A 15910-nucleotide genomic window follows, 5' to 3' on the forward strand; every position below is an offset into this window, starting at 1 on the left:
TACCGGCGGGTCGGGCGGGGCCGTTCCCGTGCCTTTCCTGGGCCTGCGCCGTCCCGCCGAATAAGTTGACGGGGTAGACAGACGAGAAGCGCCGGCACACGGCCCGGCGCAGCGGAGGTCGAGGGGGCGGACATGTCGATGCCGAAGGGTTCCAACACCCCGGTGCCGACCACGGCGCTACGGGTCGAGCTGGGCTGGCGCTCGGGGCCCGGGGTGCCCGACGCGGACGCCTCGGCCCTGCTGCTGGTGGGCGGAAAGGTGCGGTCCGACGCCGACTTCGTCTTCTACAACCAGCCGGCCCACTCCTCGGGCGCGGTCCGCCACGAGGGCAAGAGCACGGCCGGCGGCCGGGTGACCGACACCCTGCTCGTCGACCTCGCGCGCGTGGAGCCCTCGATCGAGACCGTCGTGCTGGCCGCGTCCGCCGACGGCGGCAGCTTCGCGGGCCTGCCCGACCTCTACATCGAGGTGCGGGACGCGGCGCGGGGCACCGTCGCCGCACGGTTCGACAGCACCGGCGCCACGGTCGAGACCGCCTTCGTGCTGGGCGAGTTCTACCGCCGCCAGGGTGCCTGGAAGTTCCGTGCCGTCGGGCAGGGGTACGCGACCGGCCTGGAGGGACTGGCCACGGACTTCGGCATCACCGTCGACGAGCCGCAGCACGCGGCCCCGCCCCAGCCCCCGACCACGCCCCGGCCTCCGTCCACGCCTCAGCCCTGGTCCCCTCCTCAGCCGCCGTCCCCGCCGCTCACGGCCACGCCCCCGCCGCCCCCGTCCGTCCAGCCGACCCTGCCCGCGCTGCCGGTCACCGTGCCCCCGCCCGTCCACCGGACACCGCCGCCCCCGCCCGCCCCGCCCGCCGCCCCCGTCCGGCTGACCAAGGTGACGCTCACCAAGGCCGCCCCCGCCGTGTCGCTCAGCAAACAGGGCGGAACCTCGGGGGTCATGCGCGTCAACCTCAACTGGGAGGTGCGCAGGCAGTTCTCGGGCTGGGGCAGCAAGCGCGGCCGGGCCGTCGCCCTGCACAACGACCTCGACCTCGACCTGTGCGCCCTGTTCGAGCTGACCGACGGCCGCAAGGGTGTCGTGCAGGCCCTCGGCAACGCCTTCGGAGCGCTGCACCAGCCGCCGTACATCCACCTCGACGGCGACGACCGCACCGGAGCCGTCGCCGACGGCGAGAACCTCACCATCAACCTCGACCACAGGAACGACTTCCGGCGCATCCTCGTCTTCGTCACCATCTACGAAGGGGCCCGCTCCTTCGCGGACCTGCATGCGACGGTCACGCTGCAGCCCCAGTTCGGCGCCCCGGTCGACTTCGCCCTCGACGAGTGCACCGTCCCCTCGACCGTGTGCGCGCTCGCGCTGATCACGCAACAGGGCGGCGACCTGATCGTCCGGCGCGAGGCCCGCTACCTCGTGCCCGACCGAGGGGTCAGCCCGCAGCGGACCGTCGACCGCGTCTACAACTGGGGCATGAACTGGACACCTGGCCGCAAATAGCCCCTTCGGAGCCCCTTGGCAGCCCCTTCGGGACGGTTCAGCCCTCGTCGGTCACGGTGTCCGGACGCGCGTAGGTCCGGCCCTTCCAGGCCGCGCCCCGCCCCCGGTGGTGCTGCACGGCGGAGTCGACCGTCATGAGCAGGTACAGGAACGCGGTGAACGGCAGCAGCGGCGCGAGCCACAGGGGCTGACGGTAATAGCGGAGCATCGGCAGGTACGTCCCCGTCATCACCAGCCACGCCAGCCCGCCGAGCACCGCGACGGCCGGGTCGCCGACCGCCGACCCGGCGACCAGGGCCAGCGGCGGCACCAGGTACACCAGCGCCAGGCCGAGCACCGTACCGGCCAGCAGCAGCGGACTGTGCCGCAGTTGCGCGTAGGCGCTGCGCGAGACCATCCGCCACAGGTCGTGCAGCCCCGGATAGGGGCGCACGCTGTCCACCCGCTCGGCCAGCCCCAGCCAGATCCGGCCGCCCGTGCGCTTCACCGCGCGCGCGAGCGCCACGTCGTCGATGACCGCCTGACGGATGGAGTCCGGGATCCGAGCCCGCTGGGCCGCCTCGGCGCGCAGCAGCACACACCCGCCCGCCGCTGCCGCCGTCCGCGCCCCGGGCCGCCCGATCCTGCGGAACGGATACAGCTGGGCGAAGAAGTAGACGAACGCCGGCACGACCAGCCGCTCCCACAGGCTCTCCACCCGCAGCCGCGCCATCTGCGACACGACGTCGAAGTCCCCGGCGCGCGCCGCCGCCACCAGCTCCCGCAGACCGTCCGGCGCGTGCGCGATGTCGGCGTCCGTCAGCAGCAGATACTCCGGCCCACGCGCGCGGGCCAGGGCGATGCCGTGCCGCACCGCCCACAGCTTCCCCGTCCAGCCCGCGGGCGGTTCGCCCGGCGAGGCGACGGTCAGCGGCAGCCCGCCGTGCCGCCGCGCGAGTTCACGCGCGAGGTGCCCGGTGCCGTCCGAGCTGCCGTCGTCGACGAGGAACACCTCGGCGTGCCCCGGATAGTCCTGGGCGAGCAGCGTCGGCAGGCTCGCGGGCAGGACCGCCGCCTCGTCACGCGCCGGGACGACCACGCACACCCGCGGCCACTGCCGCGGCTCGCGCCGGGGCGGCAGCCTGACGTCCGTGCGCCAGAAGAAGCCCTGACAGAGCGACAGCCACACCCAGGCGGCCAGGGACACGGCGGCGATCCACACGACGGCGCTCACCCGCGCAGTCTGCCCCACCCCACCGGTCACCAGGAGCACATCGTCTAAGGTGGCCGGGTGAAGATCGCGCTCATGGACTCCGGAATCGGGCTGCTGGCGGCCACCGCCGCGGTACGGCGTCTGCGACCCGACGCCGATCTCGTGCTCTCCCTCGACCCCGACGGCATGCCGTGGGGCCCGCGTACCCCGCAGGACCTCACCGCGCGCGCGGTGGCCGTCGCCGAGGCGGCCGCCGCCCACCGTCCCGACGCCCTGATCGTCGGCTGCAACACCGCGACCGTGCACGCCCTGCCCGCCCTGCGCACCCTCCTCGAACCGGGCATCCCGGTCATCGGCACCGTCCCCGCGATCAAGCCGGCCGCGGCCGGCGGCGGCCCGGTCGCCATCTGGGCCACCCCGGCCACCACCGGCAGCCCCTACCAGCGCGGCCTGATCGAGGACTTCGCGGGAGGGGTCGGCGTCGCCGAGGTCCCGTGCTGGGGCCTCGCCGAGGCCGTCGAACACGCGGACGAGACGGCGATCGCGTCCGCCGTCGCCGCGGCCGCCGCCCTCACGCCCGAGGACGTCACGACCGTCGTCCTGGGCTGCACCCACTACGAACTGGTCGCCGACCGCATCCGCGCCGCGGTCCAGCGCCCCGGCCGGCCGCCCCTCGTCCTGCACGGCTCGGCCGGTGCCGTCGCCGCACAGGCCCTGCGCCGCATCGGAGCCCAGCCCGAGCCGGCCGCGACCGGCCTCGGTTCCGTGACCGTTCTCCTCAGCGGCCGCGAGGGCGGCATCCCGCAGCCCGCCCTCGCCTACCCGGAGGGCCGGCTGCTCCAGAGCGTCACTCCGGCCCCGTGACCGGCGGTCACCGACCTTAGTCCCGCCTTCCGCGCGCCGCGGGGCGGCGCTGTCACCCTGTGCGACGCCCTACCAGCGCAGGGAAACCTGGGTAACCTCATGTATATGAGGGACCACTCCCACGTTCACCCCCCGGGCGCGGGCGGGGACACCCCGCATCCGGACGTCTGGACCGGCCGGGCCACCAACCGGTTCCAGTGGCTGCTCGCGCTGGTCGGCGCCGCCTGCATGGCGCTCGGCATCGAACTCGCCGTCGACTCCGCCTGGACGTCCGGCACCGTCCCCCTCGTCATGTCCGTCGTGGGCTGCATCGCGGCCGGACTGCTGGTCCTCTTCGGCACCCTCGCCTTCGTCCACGTCGACCTCAGACTCGACCAGGACGCGCTGGAGGTGCGGTGCGGCCACATCGGTCTGCCCCGCCGCCGGATCCCGCTCTCGCACGTCGCGGGCGCCGAATTCGACCCCTGTGTCACCCCGCGCCACTGGGGAGGCTGGGGCTACCGCTGGCGTCCCGAGAAGGGCACCGCCGTCGTCGTACGCCGGGGCGAGGGCGTGGTGCTGCGGCTCTGGGACGGCCATACGTTCACGATCACCGTCGACGAGGCGGAGTCCGCCGTGGAGGCGATCCGGGCCCGGCTGCGGCCACGGACGCCCGGCCCGGCCCTGTGACCTCGGCCCTCCCGGACGTCAGACGGCGGGACGGTCGCGTTCCCTGCGCGATCCGGCCGACGGCCCGGACACCGGTTCGTCGGCCAGCGGCCGGGCCGTCGCCAGACCCGCCAGGAGGCCGGCACCGACCGACACCGTCGTGAAGCTCAGCGCGTTGCCGAGGGCGGAGAGCGCCGCGACCGCGGTGAGCGCGGCGCCCGCCGTGAGCACGACCGGCGTCGGACGGGGCGCGCGCCCCAATGCGAACAGCACCCAGGCGTACGCCGCCGCGAGGAGCAGCACCCCTACGACACCCTGTTCCGCCGCCAGCTGCAGAGGTGCCGAATGCGGCTTGCCGTCGGGAAGCGCCGACTGCGCCGCCGCGGTGCTCAGCTCCCCGAAGCGGCCGGGCCCCACACCGAGCCCCGCGTTGTCACGGGCCAGGTGCAGCGCGTCGCGCCAGAGGGCGACCCGGCGCGGTGTGAGCTGGTCCACCAGCGACGAGCCGAGCCCCGAGGGCAGCGCATCACCGGCGACCGCCCAGGTCAGGCCGGTGACCGCGGCCGTGGCGAGGGCGAGACCGGCGAGGGCCGCACCCCGGTGGCGCATCCGCCCCGCGGCCAGGGAGCACAGCAGCACGGCAGCGCACGTCACGACCGCCGCGACCGATCCCAGTGCGGCTCCCGTCACCACCGCACCGCAGGCAGACAGCCGCAGGGCGAGCCGCAGCAGCGGCACGGGCGTCGCCCAGGCGGCGCAGCACGCGGCACCGGCCGACAGCGAGAGCACCGCGGCGGTGGCACCCGCGTGGCCCAGCGGTGAGGCGGTCTCCGGTCCCGGCGCCAGCCGGGGCAGTGCCACGGTCAGGGTGAGTCCGGCCAGCGCCGCGGCACAGGGCGCGGCCACCGGCAGCAGCACTCCGCAGATCCGCCCCGTGGCGTAGCCGGCCGTTACGGCCAGCACCGCGAGCAGGACGCCCTCGGGGCGGCCCCCGTGCACGGCCGCGCTGAGCAGCGACCACGCGGCGCAGGCCCCGAGCACGGCCACTCCCACCGCGTCGGCGGCGGTGTGTCTGTCTCCGTCGGCGCCCGCGCCCGCCGCCGACGTCATCCCCGTGGAACCCGTGGACCCCACCAGACCCCCCGAACCCGGTCGCCCCCGGCCAGTACCACCCCGGACGTCTGTGCGAACGGGGTTCCGGCACACCGTAACGGCTGATGGCCGGTTTGTGGATGAGATGTGCCGGGATTGTGCATCACAGTGGTCCCCAGGAGGCCTCAGTGGACCGTGCTGTCGGCCAAAAGGTGACCCGCCGTACACTCCCGGAGTGACCGTCACCGCAACTTCCGTGGGCCAGCCCGACCAGCTCGAGCCCCAGACCACGCCGGTTTCCCGCCGTGCGCGGCTGCTGCGCCTCCTGCCCGCCGCTGCGGCGGCGCTCGCCGGAGTGCTGCTCTACGCCAGCTTCCCGCCCCGGACCGTCTGGTGGCTGGCCCTGCCGGCCTTCGCGGTCTTCGGCTGGGTGCTGCGCGGGCGCACCTGGAAGGCGGCGCTCGGCCTCGGCTACCTGTTCGGCCTGGGCTTCCTGCTGCCGCTCCTCGTGTGGACCGGCGTCGAGGTCGGCCCCGGCCCCTGGCTCGCCCTGGTCGCCATCGAAGCGGTGTTCATCGCCCTGGTGGGTGTCGGCGTCGCCAAGGTCTCCGCGCTGCCCGCCTGGCCGGTGTGGGCGGCGGCCCTCTGGACGGCCGGCGAGGCGGCACGCGCGCGCGTGCCGTTCAACGGCTTCCCGTGGGGCAAGATCGCCTTCGGCCAGGCGGACGGTGTCTTCCTGCCGCTCGCCGCGCTCGGCGGCACCCCGGTCCTCGGCTTCGCCGTCGTGCTGTGCGGGTTCGGTCTCCACGAGACGGTCCGGCTGTTCCTGGACCGCCGCCGCACCGGTGAGGTCCGCAGGTCGGCCGCCGCCGTGGCCCTGCTCAGCCTGGCCGTCCCCGTCGGCGCCGCCCTGGCCTCACGCACCCTGGTGAGCGACAAGGCGGAGGACGGCACCGCGACGGTCGCCGTCATCCAGGGCAACGTCCCCCGCCTCGGTCTGGACTTCAACTCCCAGCGCCGCGCCGTCCTCGACTACCACGCGCGCGAGACGGAACGGCTGGCCGCCGAGGTCAAGGCGGGCAGGAAGCCGCAGCCCGACTTCGTGCTGTGGCCCGAGAACTCCTCCGACATCGACCCCTTCGCCTATGCGGACGCGGCCGCCGTCATCGACAAGGCCGCCAAGGCCGTCGGGGTGCCCATCTCCGTCGGCGGGGTCGTCGAGCGCGGCGGCAGGCTCTACAACGAGCAGATCCTCTGGGACCCCGAGAAGGGCCCCACCCAGACCTATGACAAGAGGCAGATCCAGCCGTTCGGCGAGTACCTCCCGCTGCGCTCCCTGATCGGCGCGATCAACAGCCAGTGGACGTCGATGGTCCGCCAGGACTTCAGCCGCGGCACCAAGCCGGGCGTGTTCACCATGGACGACACGAAGGTGGGACTGGTCACCTGCTACGAGGCCGCCTTCGACTGGGCGGTGCGCTCCGAGGTCACCGACGGCGCCCAGCTGATCTCCGTGCCCAGCAACAACGCCACCTTCGACCGCAGCGAGATGACCTACCAGCAGCTCGCCATGTCCCGCGTCCGCGCCGTCGAGCACAGCCGCACCGTGACCGTGCCCGTCACCAGCGGCGTCAGCGCGATCATCATGCCCGACGGCAGGATCACCCAGAAGACCGGCATGTTCGTCGCCGACAACCTGGTGCAGAAGGTGCCGCTGCGGTCCTCCGAGACGCCCGCGACCCGGCTCGGCATCCTTCCGGAGATCGCCCTGGTGCTCGCGGCCGCGGGCGGTCTGGGCTGGGCGGTCGCGGCGGGCGTCCGCGCCCGGCGGGGCGCCGGCGCCCAGGCGCAGGTGTAGGTGCAGGTCGGGGGAGCCTCGCCGCCCGGTCGTCGGCCGGCGGGGGACCACTGCGGTTAGGGTCGGTCCCATGCCGACTCCTGAGTTCATCACCGAGATCCGCGCCGTCGCCGGCCACCAGCTCCTGTGGCTCCCCGGCGTCAGCGCCGTCGTCTTCGACGACGAGGGACGCGTCCTGCTCGGACAGCGCGCGGACAACCGCCAGTGGACCGTGATCACCGGCATCCCGGACCCGGGCGAGCAGCCCGCGGACTGCGCCGTGCGGGAGGTCGAGGAGGAGACGGGCGTGCACTGCGTGCCCGAACGCATCGTCCTGATCCGCTCCGGGCGACGGGTCGAGTACCCCAACGGCGACCAGTGCCAGTTCATGGACGTCACCTTCCGCTGCCGGGCGGTCGGCGGCGAGGCACGGGTCAACGACGACGAGTCCCTCCAGGTCGGCTGGTTCGAGCTGGACGCCCTCCCGCCGATGCACGAACGTCAGGTGTTCCGCATCAAGCAGGCGCTCTCCGACGAACCCACGTGGTTCGAGACGACACCGGCCGAGTGAGGCGCGGGGGCCCGCCCCCGCCCGAGTGGGGCGCACACGAGCGCGGGTACGGCGCGCGCGTTGTGCAATGCGCTTCTGTCTGCGCACCGCTTCCTTCGGCACTATGAGGTGAGCACAGGGCGAGAGGCAGCGGGGCTTCGGCGGAGCGCCGGGCAGTGCGGGGGTGTGGGTGGACAAGGGGACACCGCGGGTCGTACTCGCGCAATACCACGTGGGTGACGACGATACCCGCGTGTTCGTGGTGACACCCGAAGGCCACGAACCCGACGTCGTGACGGTCGGGGTCGGCAGAGCCGAACTGGCCTGCATCGCAGGGGAGATGGGCGGCACGGACACGGAGGCCACGTTGCGGGAGGGAGCGCTGGACCGCCTGCTGACGCCGGCGCTGCGCGCCACCGACCCGGGCGACCTGCTCTATTTGATACCGCACGAGAGTCTGCATCGCATCCCCCTGCAGGCCGCCTGGGTGGACGGGGCACCGCTCATCGAGCGCAACCCCGTGGCGACCGTGCCCAGCGCCTCGGCGCTGCACAACTGCCGTGCCAAGCGCAAAGGGCGCCGCCGGTCCATGCTCATCGTCGCGGACCCGGGGGGCGGGTCAGCACCGCTGGTCTTCGCACGTGAGCAGGCGCTGGCCGTCGCGGAACAGTTCGGCGTCTACCAGCTGGTGTCCGGGGCGAGGGCGTCGAGGGAGTACCTCGTGGCGGCGCTGAACGGGCACCAGGCGTCACCGGACATCCTGCACTTCACCGCCCACGGCGTGTTCGACCCGCACCAGCCCATGCGATCCGGGATCGAGCTCGCCGACGGCAGGCTGACGGCGGCCGACATCCTCGGGATGTCACTCGACGTCGACCTCGTCACCCTGGGGGCCTGCGAGACCGGACTGGGCGCGGCCACGGCCGGCGACGACATCATCGGTCTGGCATGGTCCCTGTTCTGCGCCGGCACTCCGACGGCCCTGGTCAGCCTGTGGCGCGTGGAAGAACTGTCCGCGACCATGCTGCTCAAGCGCTTCTACGCGGAACTGCAGGCAGGGCGTTCCAAGGCACACGCGCTGCAAGCCGCCCAGCTCTGGCTGCGCAGGCTCAGTGCCGCCGAGGTGCTCGCCCATGCCGGCACCGCCCGCGAGCGGCTGGGCGGCCGACCGGACTTCGAGCGCGTCATCACCGAGCACGAGGCATGGCTCCGCCTGACCTCCGGTGATCACCAGGGGGCGCTCGCCCTGTACCGCGCCCTGCGTGCGGAGCCGACGCTGCCCGCTGCCGAGCGCGATCGTCTGGAGGTCCTGGAGTTACGGGCCGGCGTGCTCGCCCGCGGGCGAGCACGCCGGCCCGTGGCACTGCCGTTCTCCGACCCTCGTCACTGGGCCCCGTTCTTCCTCACCGGCGATTGGCTGTGACACCGTGACGCACCCCCTCACGACCGGCGAAGTGATGTCCGCGGAATTCCTCTCGGGCACCGAGGCGGCCCTTCTCAGCGCGAGCCTGGCCGGGCGCGGCGACGCCGCCTTCGCGGTCCTCACGGGACGGGGCGGCGAACCGGCGGGCCTGGTCGGTGCCGACGGCCACTGGCCGGCGGTGGTGGTCGCGAAGAGCCTGCCCCTGAAGGACCTGCTCGCCGACAAGACGGTCCTGCGGGCCCTGACCAGCGGCATTCCCGCAGTGGTCGTGGCGGAGGGCGGACGCGTCGCCGGAGTCGTCGGCGCCCAGGCCTTGGACGACCTGCTGGCGGCGGACGTGATCGAGTCCGGCCCGGGCACCAAACTCGGGCTGGAGGCGCAGCCCATGGGGCTCCCCGACCCACACCCGGCCTTGCTCATCCAATGCGTGGCCCCCGTCCCGGGGGGTGGTCAGTGCGGTGCCACCAACGCGTTCCCGCGTTGGCCCCCCGAGCAGGGGAACGGGGAGTGCGTCGAGGGCGGGCACGCCTTCCGCCCGTTCTGGGAGGCGTAGATGGGCGGGCTCGTCGAGACCATCACGGGCCTGCTGGACCGTCGGCAGCTGGCCACCACGTACGGCCCGGCGGTCGCCTTCCTCAGTGCGCTGGGCGTCGTCGTCGCCTCGGCGCAGGGCTGGTCCCGCTGCCTGCGTGCGTGGGAGTCGCTGCCCATCGCCGCGCAACTCCTCGTCCCCGTGGCGGCCTTGGGCGTCGTCCTGCTCCTCGGCCAGGTGCTGCAGACGTGCCGGCTCCCGGTGATCCGGATGCTGGAGGGGTACTGGGCGGGCCTGCCCGGTGGCCGGCGTCTGGCCGAACGATGCCGACGGCGGCACCGGGAGATGCGCGACCGTGCCGCTGAGTCCGACCCGCGACGTCACGAGTACCCGTCGGCCGACCGTCACGTGATGCCCACCACCTTGGGCAATGTGCTGCGGGGCGCGGAGACGCACAGCACCTACCGGTACGACCTCGACGGAGTGGTGGCCTGGCCCCGCCTCTACCCCACCCTGCCCGAGGGGTTCCAGCAGCTCTTCGCCGCCGCCACCGGCCGCCTCGAGGCGATGGCCACCCTCAGCGCCCTGGGGGCGTTCTTCGCCGCGGTGGGAGGTGTCCTCGGGACGTGTCTCCTGCCCTGGTACGGTGCGGCCGCCTGCGTCCTGGGCGGTGGTGCGGTCGCCTGGGCCGGTTACTGGGGCGCCGTCGGCGCGGCACGCGCCTACGGGCAGCTCTACCGTTCGGCCTTCGACGTCCACCGCTGGGCCCTGCTCGACGCGATGGGGCTGACCCGACCGGGCGACTACCGGGCGGAACGGCGTCAGTGGCGGGCACTGAGCCGACTGTGGCTCCTCGGCGCGGTGGACACCCACGCCGTCGGTGACCTGGGCTACACCGCTGCCACCCCGGCCCTCCTTGTCCCGCCCGCCTCACCGCCCGTCCCGCCTCCCCCCGCACCGCCCGCCGCTCCGGACCCCGCCGCTCCGGACCCCGCCGCCCCGGACCCCGGTGCCCCCGTGCGCCTGGGCCGCAGGCTCACCGCCGTACTCCTGGTCGCGGCGGTGGTGGCCGCCTGCGCGGCGGCGCTGCGACCGGGCGCGGACCAGGGGTGCCGCACCCGGACCGCCCTGCCCGCCTACCATCAGCTGCGGCCCGGGGACGTGCGGGGATCGGTGTGCACGAAGGTCGTCGGCCACTATCTGCTGCAAGGGGTGCGGGCGGACCGGACGCTGTCGTCGGCGGTGCTGGGACCGGCACTGGCCCCCGCCGCCCTCACCGGCCGGGAGTGGACGGTGCTGAGCCCCACCCCGGCCCAGGACCTCGCCCGCACCGTCGCGAGGGGAGCCGAGGTCTCGGTCGTGGTCGTGCCGCCGAAGGGGCCCTACCGCGCCGTCGAAGGGCTGAGGGTCCTCGACCTGCTCGACCGGGGCCGCCGTGTCGTCGTCGCCGGGACCGCGGCGCAGCTGCGCACGCTCCTCTCGGCCGGCGCCAGGAGCGAGGTGCACCTGCTGCTCAGCCCGGGCTGAGCCGTCCGCCGCTTTCCTCGCGCAGCAGCTGCCGGACCTCCGCGAAGCCGATGGGTGTGCCACGCCGCAGCCTGAGGTATGCGGTGCCGGCGTCTCCGGACGCCTCTATCCGGCTCTGCACCTCACGCAGTTCACGCTCGGCGCCCCTCACGCGTGCCATGACATCGGCGTCCTCGACGGCGGTGCCCCCGATCGACACCAGCTGCGTACGCAAGGCACGCACCCGCGACAACGCCGCACGCTCCCGCTCGACGAGGGGCTCCAAGGCGCCGTCGACGGGGATGGTGAGAGTCTCGCCCAGCACGTCCAGCAGCGCTCGCGCCCGCGAACGCTCCACCAGTTCCCACGCCCTCGCCCTCGCCTCGGGCGGCGGCCAGTCCCGACCGTCCGTGCCCTCCAGCAGCAGCATCACCATGGCCCCGTACCAGAGCTGCTGGGCGTACGTCGCCTCGCTCTTGCGCTGGGGGGCGAGCAGTTGCTGGCGGGCCAGCTCGGCCATCTCGACCGCCTGCGCCAACTCGTGGTGCACGGCGCGCCACTGCCGTCGCCGCGTTCCCAGGTCCATGAGGAAGTTGCAGGCAGACGTGTACTTTCCGAACTCGCCGTAGCGCAGCGCCACCACCTTGGCCCGCGCCGCCAGATACCGAGCCTGGTCCTCACGCCCGGCCCGGACGCACCGCTCGGCGCTCTCCAGCAGGCTCTCGGGCTCGTGCATCGCCCCTATCAGGCCGTCGAAGCCGTGTCCCTTCCCCTTTGCGAGAACCTTTCCGTGAGCGGCCATCTCCTCGGCCATGCGCAGCGTTTCGGTCAGCACGTTGCGCATGCTCATGGCCATCAACTGGGGGATGCCCGGAGGAAGCTCGGCGTGCAGGACCGCGATGTCCCGGGCTGCTTGCGCCGGGCTCACCTCGCGGGGCCCGCCGTGCGGATCGGCGCAGGGCCGCGCGTCCGGATCGCGCACGCGCCGCATGGCCTCGGCGCAGGCCCACGCCGTTCTGCGCACGATGCCCACCAGGCTTTCGTCGTCGGCGACGGCGCGCAGATCCCGCAACGCGTCCTCGGGGGCGAAGAAGGCCGTGCACAGTTCGCCGTTCGCCAGCAAGCGGGTCAGGGCGGCCAGGTTCGGCATTCCCGCCTCCGCGTAATGGGCACCGGCCGCCGAGAGGCCCGCGGCCGCTTCCTCGCGCCGTTGCTCGCGCTGTGCCAGGGTGGCGTGGACCTGCTGGATCATCCCGCGGGCGAACAGCACGTCCTTGTCCTGCGGACCTCGGCGCCCCTCGTCCCGGCCCGCGAGCACGGCGATGGTGTCGATCGCCGACCGCGCCACACCCAACAGCATCTCGGCCTGTGCGCTCGTCGGCGTGGGCATGAACGGCACCGGGGTGCGGCCCTTGAGATCGCTGAACGCGGCGGTCGACTGGGCTGTGCTGGTCAGCGCCAGGACCAGGGAGGTGTCGAGCCGGTCCGGCCGCCGCAGGGCACGCCGCCGGACCCAGTCGTCCACGGCTGCCTCGACCAGCTCCCTCGGCAGTTTCCGGAGCATCGCCGCGTCGTTCAGCACCCCGTACACGTCATGGTCTGCGGACGTGCGGTGCAGCAATCGCAGCAAGGAAAGCAGCGCCACGCCCCAGGCGGCGAGGATGAGTTCGGGATCGGGCTGCCGGAACCCCACGAGCAGCAGAGCCAGGACGCCGTCCCCGCACAGGAGGGCGGCCGGAATGCTCACCACCGTGAACAGACAGCCGGCCAGGGCCTGCGGTCCGCCGCTCTGGCTCCACGCGATCTGCCTGATGCCCGCCGTGAAGCCCAGCAGGGAGAGCACCAGCGGTACCACCAGCCCGGCGGTACGGGGGAGCGCGGTCCACCAGCCGATCAGCCACCCGCCGACGGGGCTCACCACCAGCAGTACGGTCAGGGCGAGCCAGACGTCCGCTCTGCGGCGCAGACGCAGGCGGGTGGGCAGCGTCCGCCGCAGCGCCAGACGATGCTGCACATACAGCTCGACCGAGACGGTGACGGCACATCCCAGACGCGGCCACCACACCTCGCCCCGGCCTTCGGCCAAGGGGCCGAACAGCGCCGCCCACGTCGGGGCCAGGATGGTGATCCAGAAGCTGTACCGGCTCAGGCGATCGCGCGAGCGGACATGGTCGAGCAAGTGATCGGTCGGCTGCGGGGTGGATCCGGAGGACCGGTTCATCGTCCCAGAATCCAGGAGGGGAACCGGATCCCGACAGGGCGCGTGGGAGCGGCGACCGGCGTACGCCCGGGGCGCGCCCGCCCGGCTCCGACGTGCGGGCCGGGACGAGCGCGGCCGCCGCGCCGGGCCGGCACCCCGCCCCTCGTATCCGGTACGGCGATCACCACCGGGACGCCACCCGCCCACCGCGATGGATTGGGACAAACGTGTCCGTGCCGGCCGCCCCCGCGGCCCGGCCGCCCGGACGGCGCGGCATGGCGGCCGCAAGCTCGTCGGGGCAGGGCGGATGCTCATGGACCTCAACACCGTCACCGAGGTGGTCCGACGGCCGTCCGAGTGGCCCGGCGTCCACTGGCGCGAGGGCGATGCCTGGCTGGCGGGCGGGACGTGGCTCTATTCCGTGGAGCAGCCGGACCCGCGGCGGCTCATCGATCTGACGGCGTTGCGCTGGGACCCGCTCGTCCCGACCGCCGAGGGCCTGGAGATCGGCGCCACCTGCACCACCGTGACCTGTACGCCTTCCCGTGGCCCCAGGACCGGCCCGTCGGACGCTCTTCCGGGCGAGGGCGACGGCAAGGAGGCACCGCCGCCGTCCGAGACCAGGACCTCCCTCGCCGTGGGGGTCGGCCTGTACCCGACCGTCGTCCTGCTGACGCTGGCCCTGTTCCCGCTGCACCTGCCGCTCTGGATCGGTCTGCTCGTCGGCAACCTGCTGTCGAGCTTCCTCATGAGCTTCCCGACCATGCCCTACTACGTGAGCCCGCTCCTCGGGCGCTGGCTCCGCCCACCGCGGGACGAACCGCCGGTGCGCGGCACACGGTACGTTTCTGGACCCTGCCCTGACGGACGCCCGGTCAGGCAGACCGGGTCAGGGCGACCGGGTCAGCCGGGACGGTGAGCCCGCAGTCTGGCTGCCCTCGTCCTCCAGTGTGAGGGCGTCGGTACCGGTCTTCGTCAGGGTGTAGACGTTCCCGGGTGTGCAGAGCACGCCGGTGGACGGGTCGGTGGGGCTGCTGGTGGCCGCCTCGAAGACCATGGTCGTGCCGTGGGACTCCTGGAGGCGCAGGGTCTCGGTGCATCCGATGTCGCGGCCGCTCGCGGCTTCGCGCACCTCGCTGACCTGCCGGCCCACGATCTGGCCCCGTTCCGCCGCGTGGAACGTGACGGTGACGGTCACCTTGCTCGTACGGGCGTTGACCACCCCGTCGCCGGAGGAGCTGCCGGGGCCCGTGCCCTGCCAGGTGCCCACCCAGGACGCGGGCAGGGCGTCCGAGGCCGTGGAGGCGGACGGGGAGGCGGAGGAGGGGGAGTCGGAGGGAGCCGCGGTCCCCTCGTCCTTGCCGTCGTCCGGCCAGGTGACCGCCGCGACGACGGCCGCGGCCGCCACCACGCAGGCGAGTACGGCCGCGGTACGGACGGAGAGAGGACGCCGACCGGGGGCCGGGCCGGGAGGGGGAGGGGGAGGGAGGAGGGGCGGCGGGGCCGGAGGGGGAAAGGGCGCGGGGGCCGGTCCGAACCCCGCCGGCGGGGCGGGAGCGAGGGGGACCGGCCGTCCCAGTACCGGCCGTTCCGCCATCGGCCGTTCCAGCGTCGACCGCAGTGCGGCCTCCCGCGCGGTGATCTCCGCCTCCAGCCCGGCCGGCAGCGAACCGGCCCAGGGATCCCGGTCGCCGCCGAGCCGGCGCAGCAGGTCGTCCGTCGTGGGGCGGGCCTCCGGGGACTTGTGCAGGCAGGCGGCGGCCAGCGGCCGGAGGGCGGGCGGTACGCCGTCCAGCACCGGCTCCTCGTGCACGATCCGGTAGAGGAGCTGTGCCGCCGACGGATGCTCGCCCGGGTTCAGGAAGGGGCTCGTCCCGGTGGCCGCGTAGACGAGGACGGCGCCCAGGGCGAACAGGTCGCCGGGCTCGGCGGAGATCCCGCCGGTCACCTGCTCCGGCGGCATGTATCCGGGTGAGCCGATCACTCCGCCGGTCCGGGTGTGCCGGGTGTCGTCCACGGCGCGGGCGATGCCGAAGTCGATGAGCAGGGGGTGGCGGCGGGCGAGCAGCACGTTGGAGGGCTTCAGGTCGCGATGGGACAGACCCGCCCGGTGCACCGCCCGCAGGCCCTCGGCGAGTTCCGCCACGAGCGCGCGGACCGAGGGCTCGGGCAGCGGGCCGTACCGCTCCACCCAGTCGGCGAGGGAGGGGGCGGGGACGTACTCCGTGGCCAGCCACTGCGGCCGGTGTCCGGCGGGGCTGTGGTCGACGACGGCCACCGTCCACGCGGAGCGCACCCGCTCGCTGCTGGCGATCTCGCGGGCGAACCGCTCCTCGAACCCCGGATCGGCGCCGAACTCGCTGCGCACGGTCTTCAGCGCCAGCGGCCTGCCGGACGCCGTACGGGAGAGGAAGACCTGCCCCATGCCCCCGGCGCCGAGCTGTGCCAGCAGGGGATAGCCGCCCATCTCCGGAGGGTCCCCGGGCTCCAGACTCCTCATGCGCCTCTCCGAGTGCTGCCCGGCCACAGGAAGGCCGTGATCACGTCATGTCAGCTTACG

12 protein-coding genes and 1 pseudogene are annotated in these 15910 nt (G+C 73.8%); 9 read left to right on the top strand and 4 right to left on the bottom strand.

What is annotated here, in order from left to right:
• The first annotated feature begins 138 nt into the window (after positions 1-138).
• Complete coding sequence (locus U5640_RS40675; protein ID WP_340385625.1) at positions 139-1506, top strand: TerD family protein; 1368 nt, start codon at positions 139-141, stop codon at positions 1504-1506.
• Between the two features lie 37 nt (positions 1507-1543).
• Here the strand turns inward: U5640_RS40675 and U5640_RS40680 are convergent, their stop codons facing one another.
• Complete coding sequence (locus tag U5640_RS40680; RefSeq protein ID WP_340384244.1) at positions 1544-2737, bottom strand: glycosyltransferase; 1194 nt, start codon at positions 2735-2737, stop codon at positions 1544-1546.
• Positions 2738-2776: 39 nt separating this feature from the next.
• Here U5640_RS40680 and U5640_RS40685 point away from each other — a divergent pair, with 39 nt between their 5' ends.
• Both U5640_RS40685 and U5640_RS40690 read left to right on the top strand, forming a co-directional pair.
• Complete coding sequence (locus tag U5640_RS40685; protein ID WP_340384245.1) at positions 2777-3562, top strand: aspartate/glutamate racemase family protein; 786 nt, start codon at positions 2777-2779, stop codon at positions 3560-3562.
• A gap of 105 nt (positions 3563-3667) precedes the next feature.
• On the top strand, positions 3668-4231 hold the full coding sequence (locus tag U5640_RS40690; protein ID WP_340384246.1) for a hypothetical protein: 564 nt from the start codon (positions 3668-3670) through the stop codon (positions 4229-4231).
• An 18-nt stretch (positions 4232-4249) separates the two neighbouring features.
• Here U5640_RS40690 and U5640_RS40695 read toward each other — a convergent pair whose 3' ends face one another.
• On the bottom strand, positions 4250-5320 hold the full coding sequence (locus tag U5640_RS40695; RefSeq protein WP_340384247.1) for an O-antigen ligase family protein: 1071 nt from the start codon (positions 5318-5320) through the stop codon (positions 4250-4252).
• A gap of 217 nt (positions 5321-5537) precedes the next feature.
• On the opposite strand from U5640_RS40695, the gene lnt reads away from it, so the two are divergent.
• From lnt to U5640_RS40720, 5 genes are all read left to right on the top strand, one after another.
• Positions 5538-7160, top strand: a complete 1623-nt coding sequence (gene lnt, locus U5640_RS40700) for an apolipoprotein N-acyltransferase (RefSeq protein ID WP_340384248.1) — start codon at positions 5538-5540, stop codon at positions 7158-7160.
• Positions 7161-7230: 70 nt separating this feature from the next.
• On the top strand, positions 7231-7710 hold the full coding sequence (locus U5640_RS40705; protein WP_340384249.1) for an NUDIX domain-containing protein: 480 nt from the start codon (positions 7231-7233) through the stop codon (positions 7708-7710).
• A gap of 238 nt (positions 7711-7948) precedes the next feature.
• A complete protein-coding gene (locus U5640_RS40710) occupies positions 7949-9112 on the top strand; it encodes a CHAT domain-containing protein (protein ID WP_340384250.1) in 1164 nt (387 codons plus the stop codon).
• Between the two features lie 4 nt (positions 9113-9116).
• Positions 9117-9665: a hypothetical protein gene (locus tag U5640_RS40715; protein ID WP_340384251.1), complete on the top strand. Its 549-nt coding sequence runs from the start codon at positions 9117-9119 to the stop codon at positions 9663-9665.
• Positions 9666-11171, top strand: a complete 1506-nt coding sequence (locus tag U5640_RS40720; protein WP_340384252.1) for a hypothetical protein — start codon at positions 9666-9668, stop codon at positions 11169-11171. It begins immediately after the preceding gene.
• Here U5640_RS40720 and U5640_RS40725 read toward each other — a convergent pair.
• Positions 11158-13371 (bottom strand): hypothetical protein, encoded by a 2214-nt coding sequence (locus U5640_RS40725; RefSeq protein WP_340384253.1) that lies wholly within the window; start codon positions 13369-13371, stop codon positions 11158-11160. The genes U5640_RS40720 and U5640_RS40725 overlap by 14 nt on opposite strands.
• A 292-nt stretch (positions 13372-13663) precedes the next feature.
• Between U5640_RS40725 and U5640_RS40730 the strand changes: the two are divergent.
• Positions 13664-13890, top strand: a pseudogene (locus tag U5640_RS40730) (FAD-binding molybdopterin dehydrogenase); the annotation flags it as partial.
• 349 nt (positions 13891-14239) lie between these two features.
• Here the strand turns inward: U5640_RS40730 and U5640_RS40735 are convergent.
• On the bottom strand, positions 14240-15850 hold the full coding sequence (locus U5640_RS40735; protein WP_340384254.1) for a serine/threonine-protein kinase: 1611 nt from the start codon (positions 15848-15850) through the stop codon (positions 14240-14242).
• Positions 15851-15910: the final 60 nt, after the last annotated feature.

It is taken from the genome of Streptomyces sp. SS7 (assembly GCF_037993025.1).
In the GTDB taxonomy this organism is placed as follows: Bacteria; Actinomycetota; Actinomycetes; order Streptomycetales; family Streptomycetaceae; genus Streptomyces.

Excerpts from the sequence above, each read along its gene's own strand:
- U5640_RS40695 (WP_340384247.1), bottom strand. The coding sequence starts at position 5,320 with ATGACGTCGGCGGCGGGCGCGGGCGCCGACGGAGACAGACACACCGCC.
- U5640_RS40690 (WP_340384246.1), top strand. The coding sequence starts at position 3,668 with ATGAGGGACCACTCCCACGTTCACCCCCCGGGCGCGGGCGGGGACACC.
- U5640_RS40720 (WP_340384252.1), top strand. The coding sequence starts at position 9,666 with ATGGGCGGGCTCGTCGAGACCATCACGGGCCTGCTGGACCGTCGGCAG.
- U5640_RS40705 (WP_340384249.1), top strand. The coding sequence starts at position 7,231 with ATGCCGACTCCTGAGTTCATCACCGAGATCCGCGCCGTCGCCGGCCAC.
- U5640_RS40725 (WP_340384253.1), bottom strand. The coding sequence starts at position 13,371 with ATGAACCGGTCCTCCGGATCCACCCCGCAGCCGACCGATCACTTGCTC.
- U5640_RS40735 (WP_340384254.1), bottom strand. The coding sequence starts at position 15,850 with ATGAGGAGTCTGGAGCCCGGGGACCCTCCGGAGATGGGCGGCTATCCC.
- U5640_RS40675 (WP_340385625.1), top strand. The coding sequence starts at position 139 with ATGCCGAAGGGTTCCAACACCCCGGTGCCGACCACGGCGCTACGGGTC.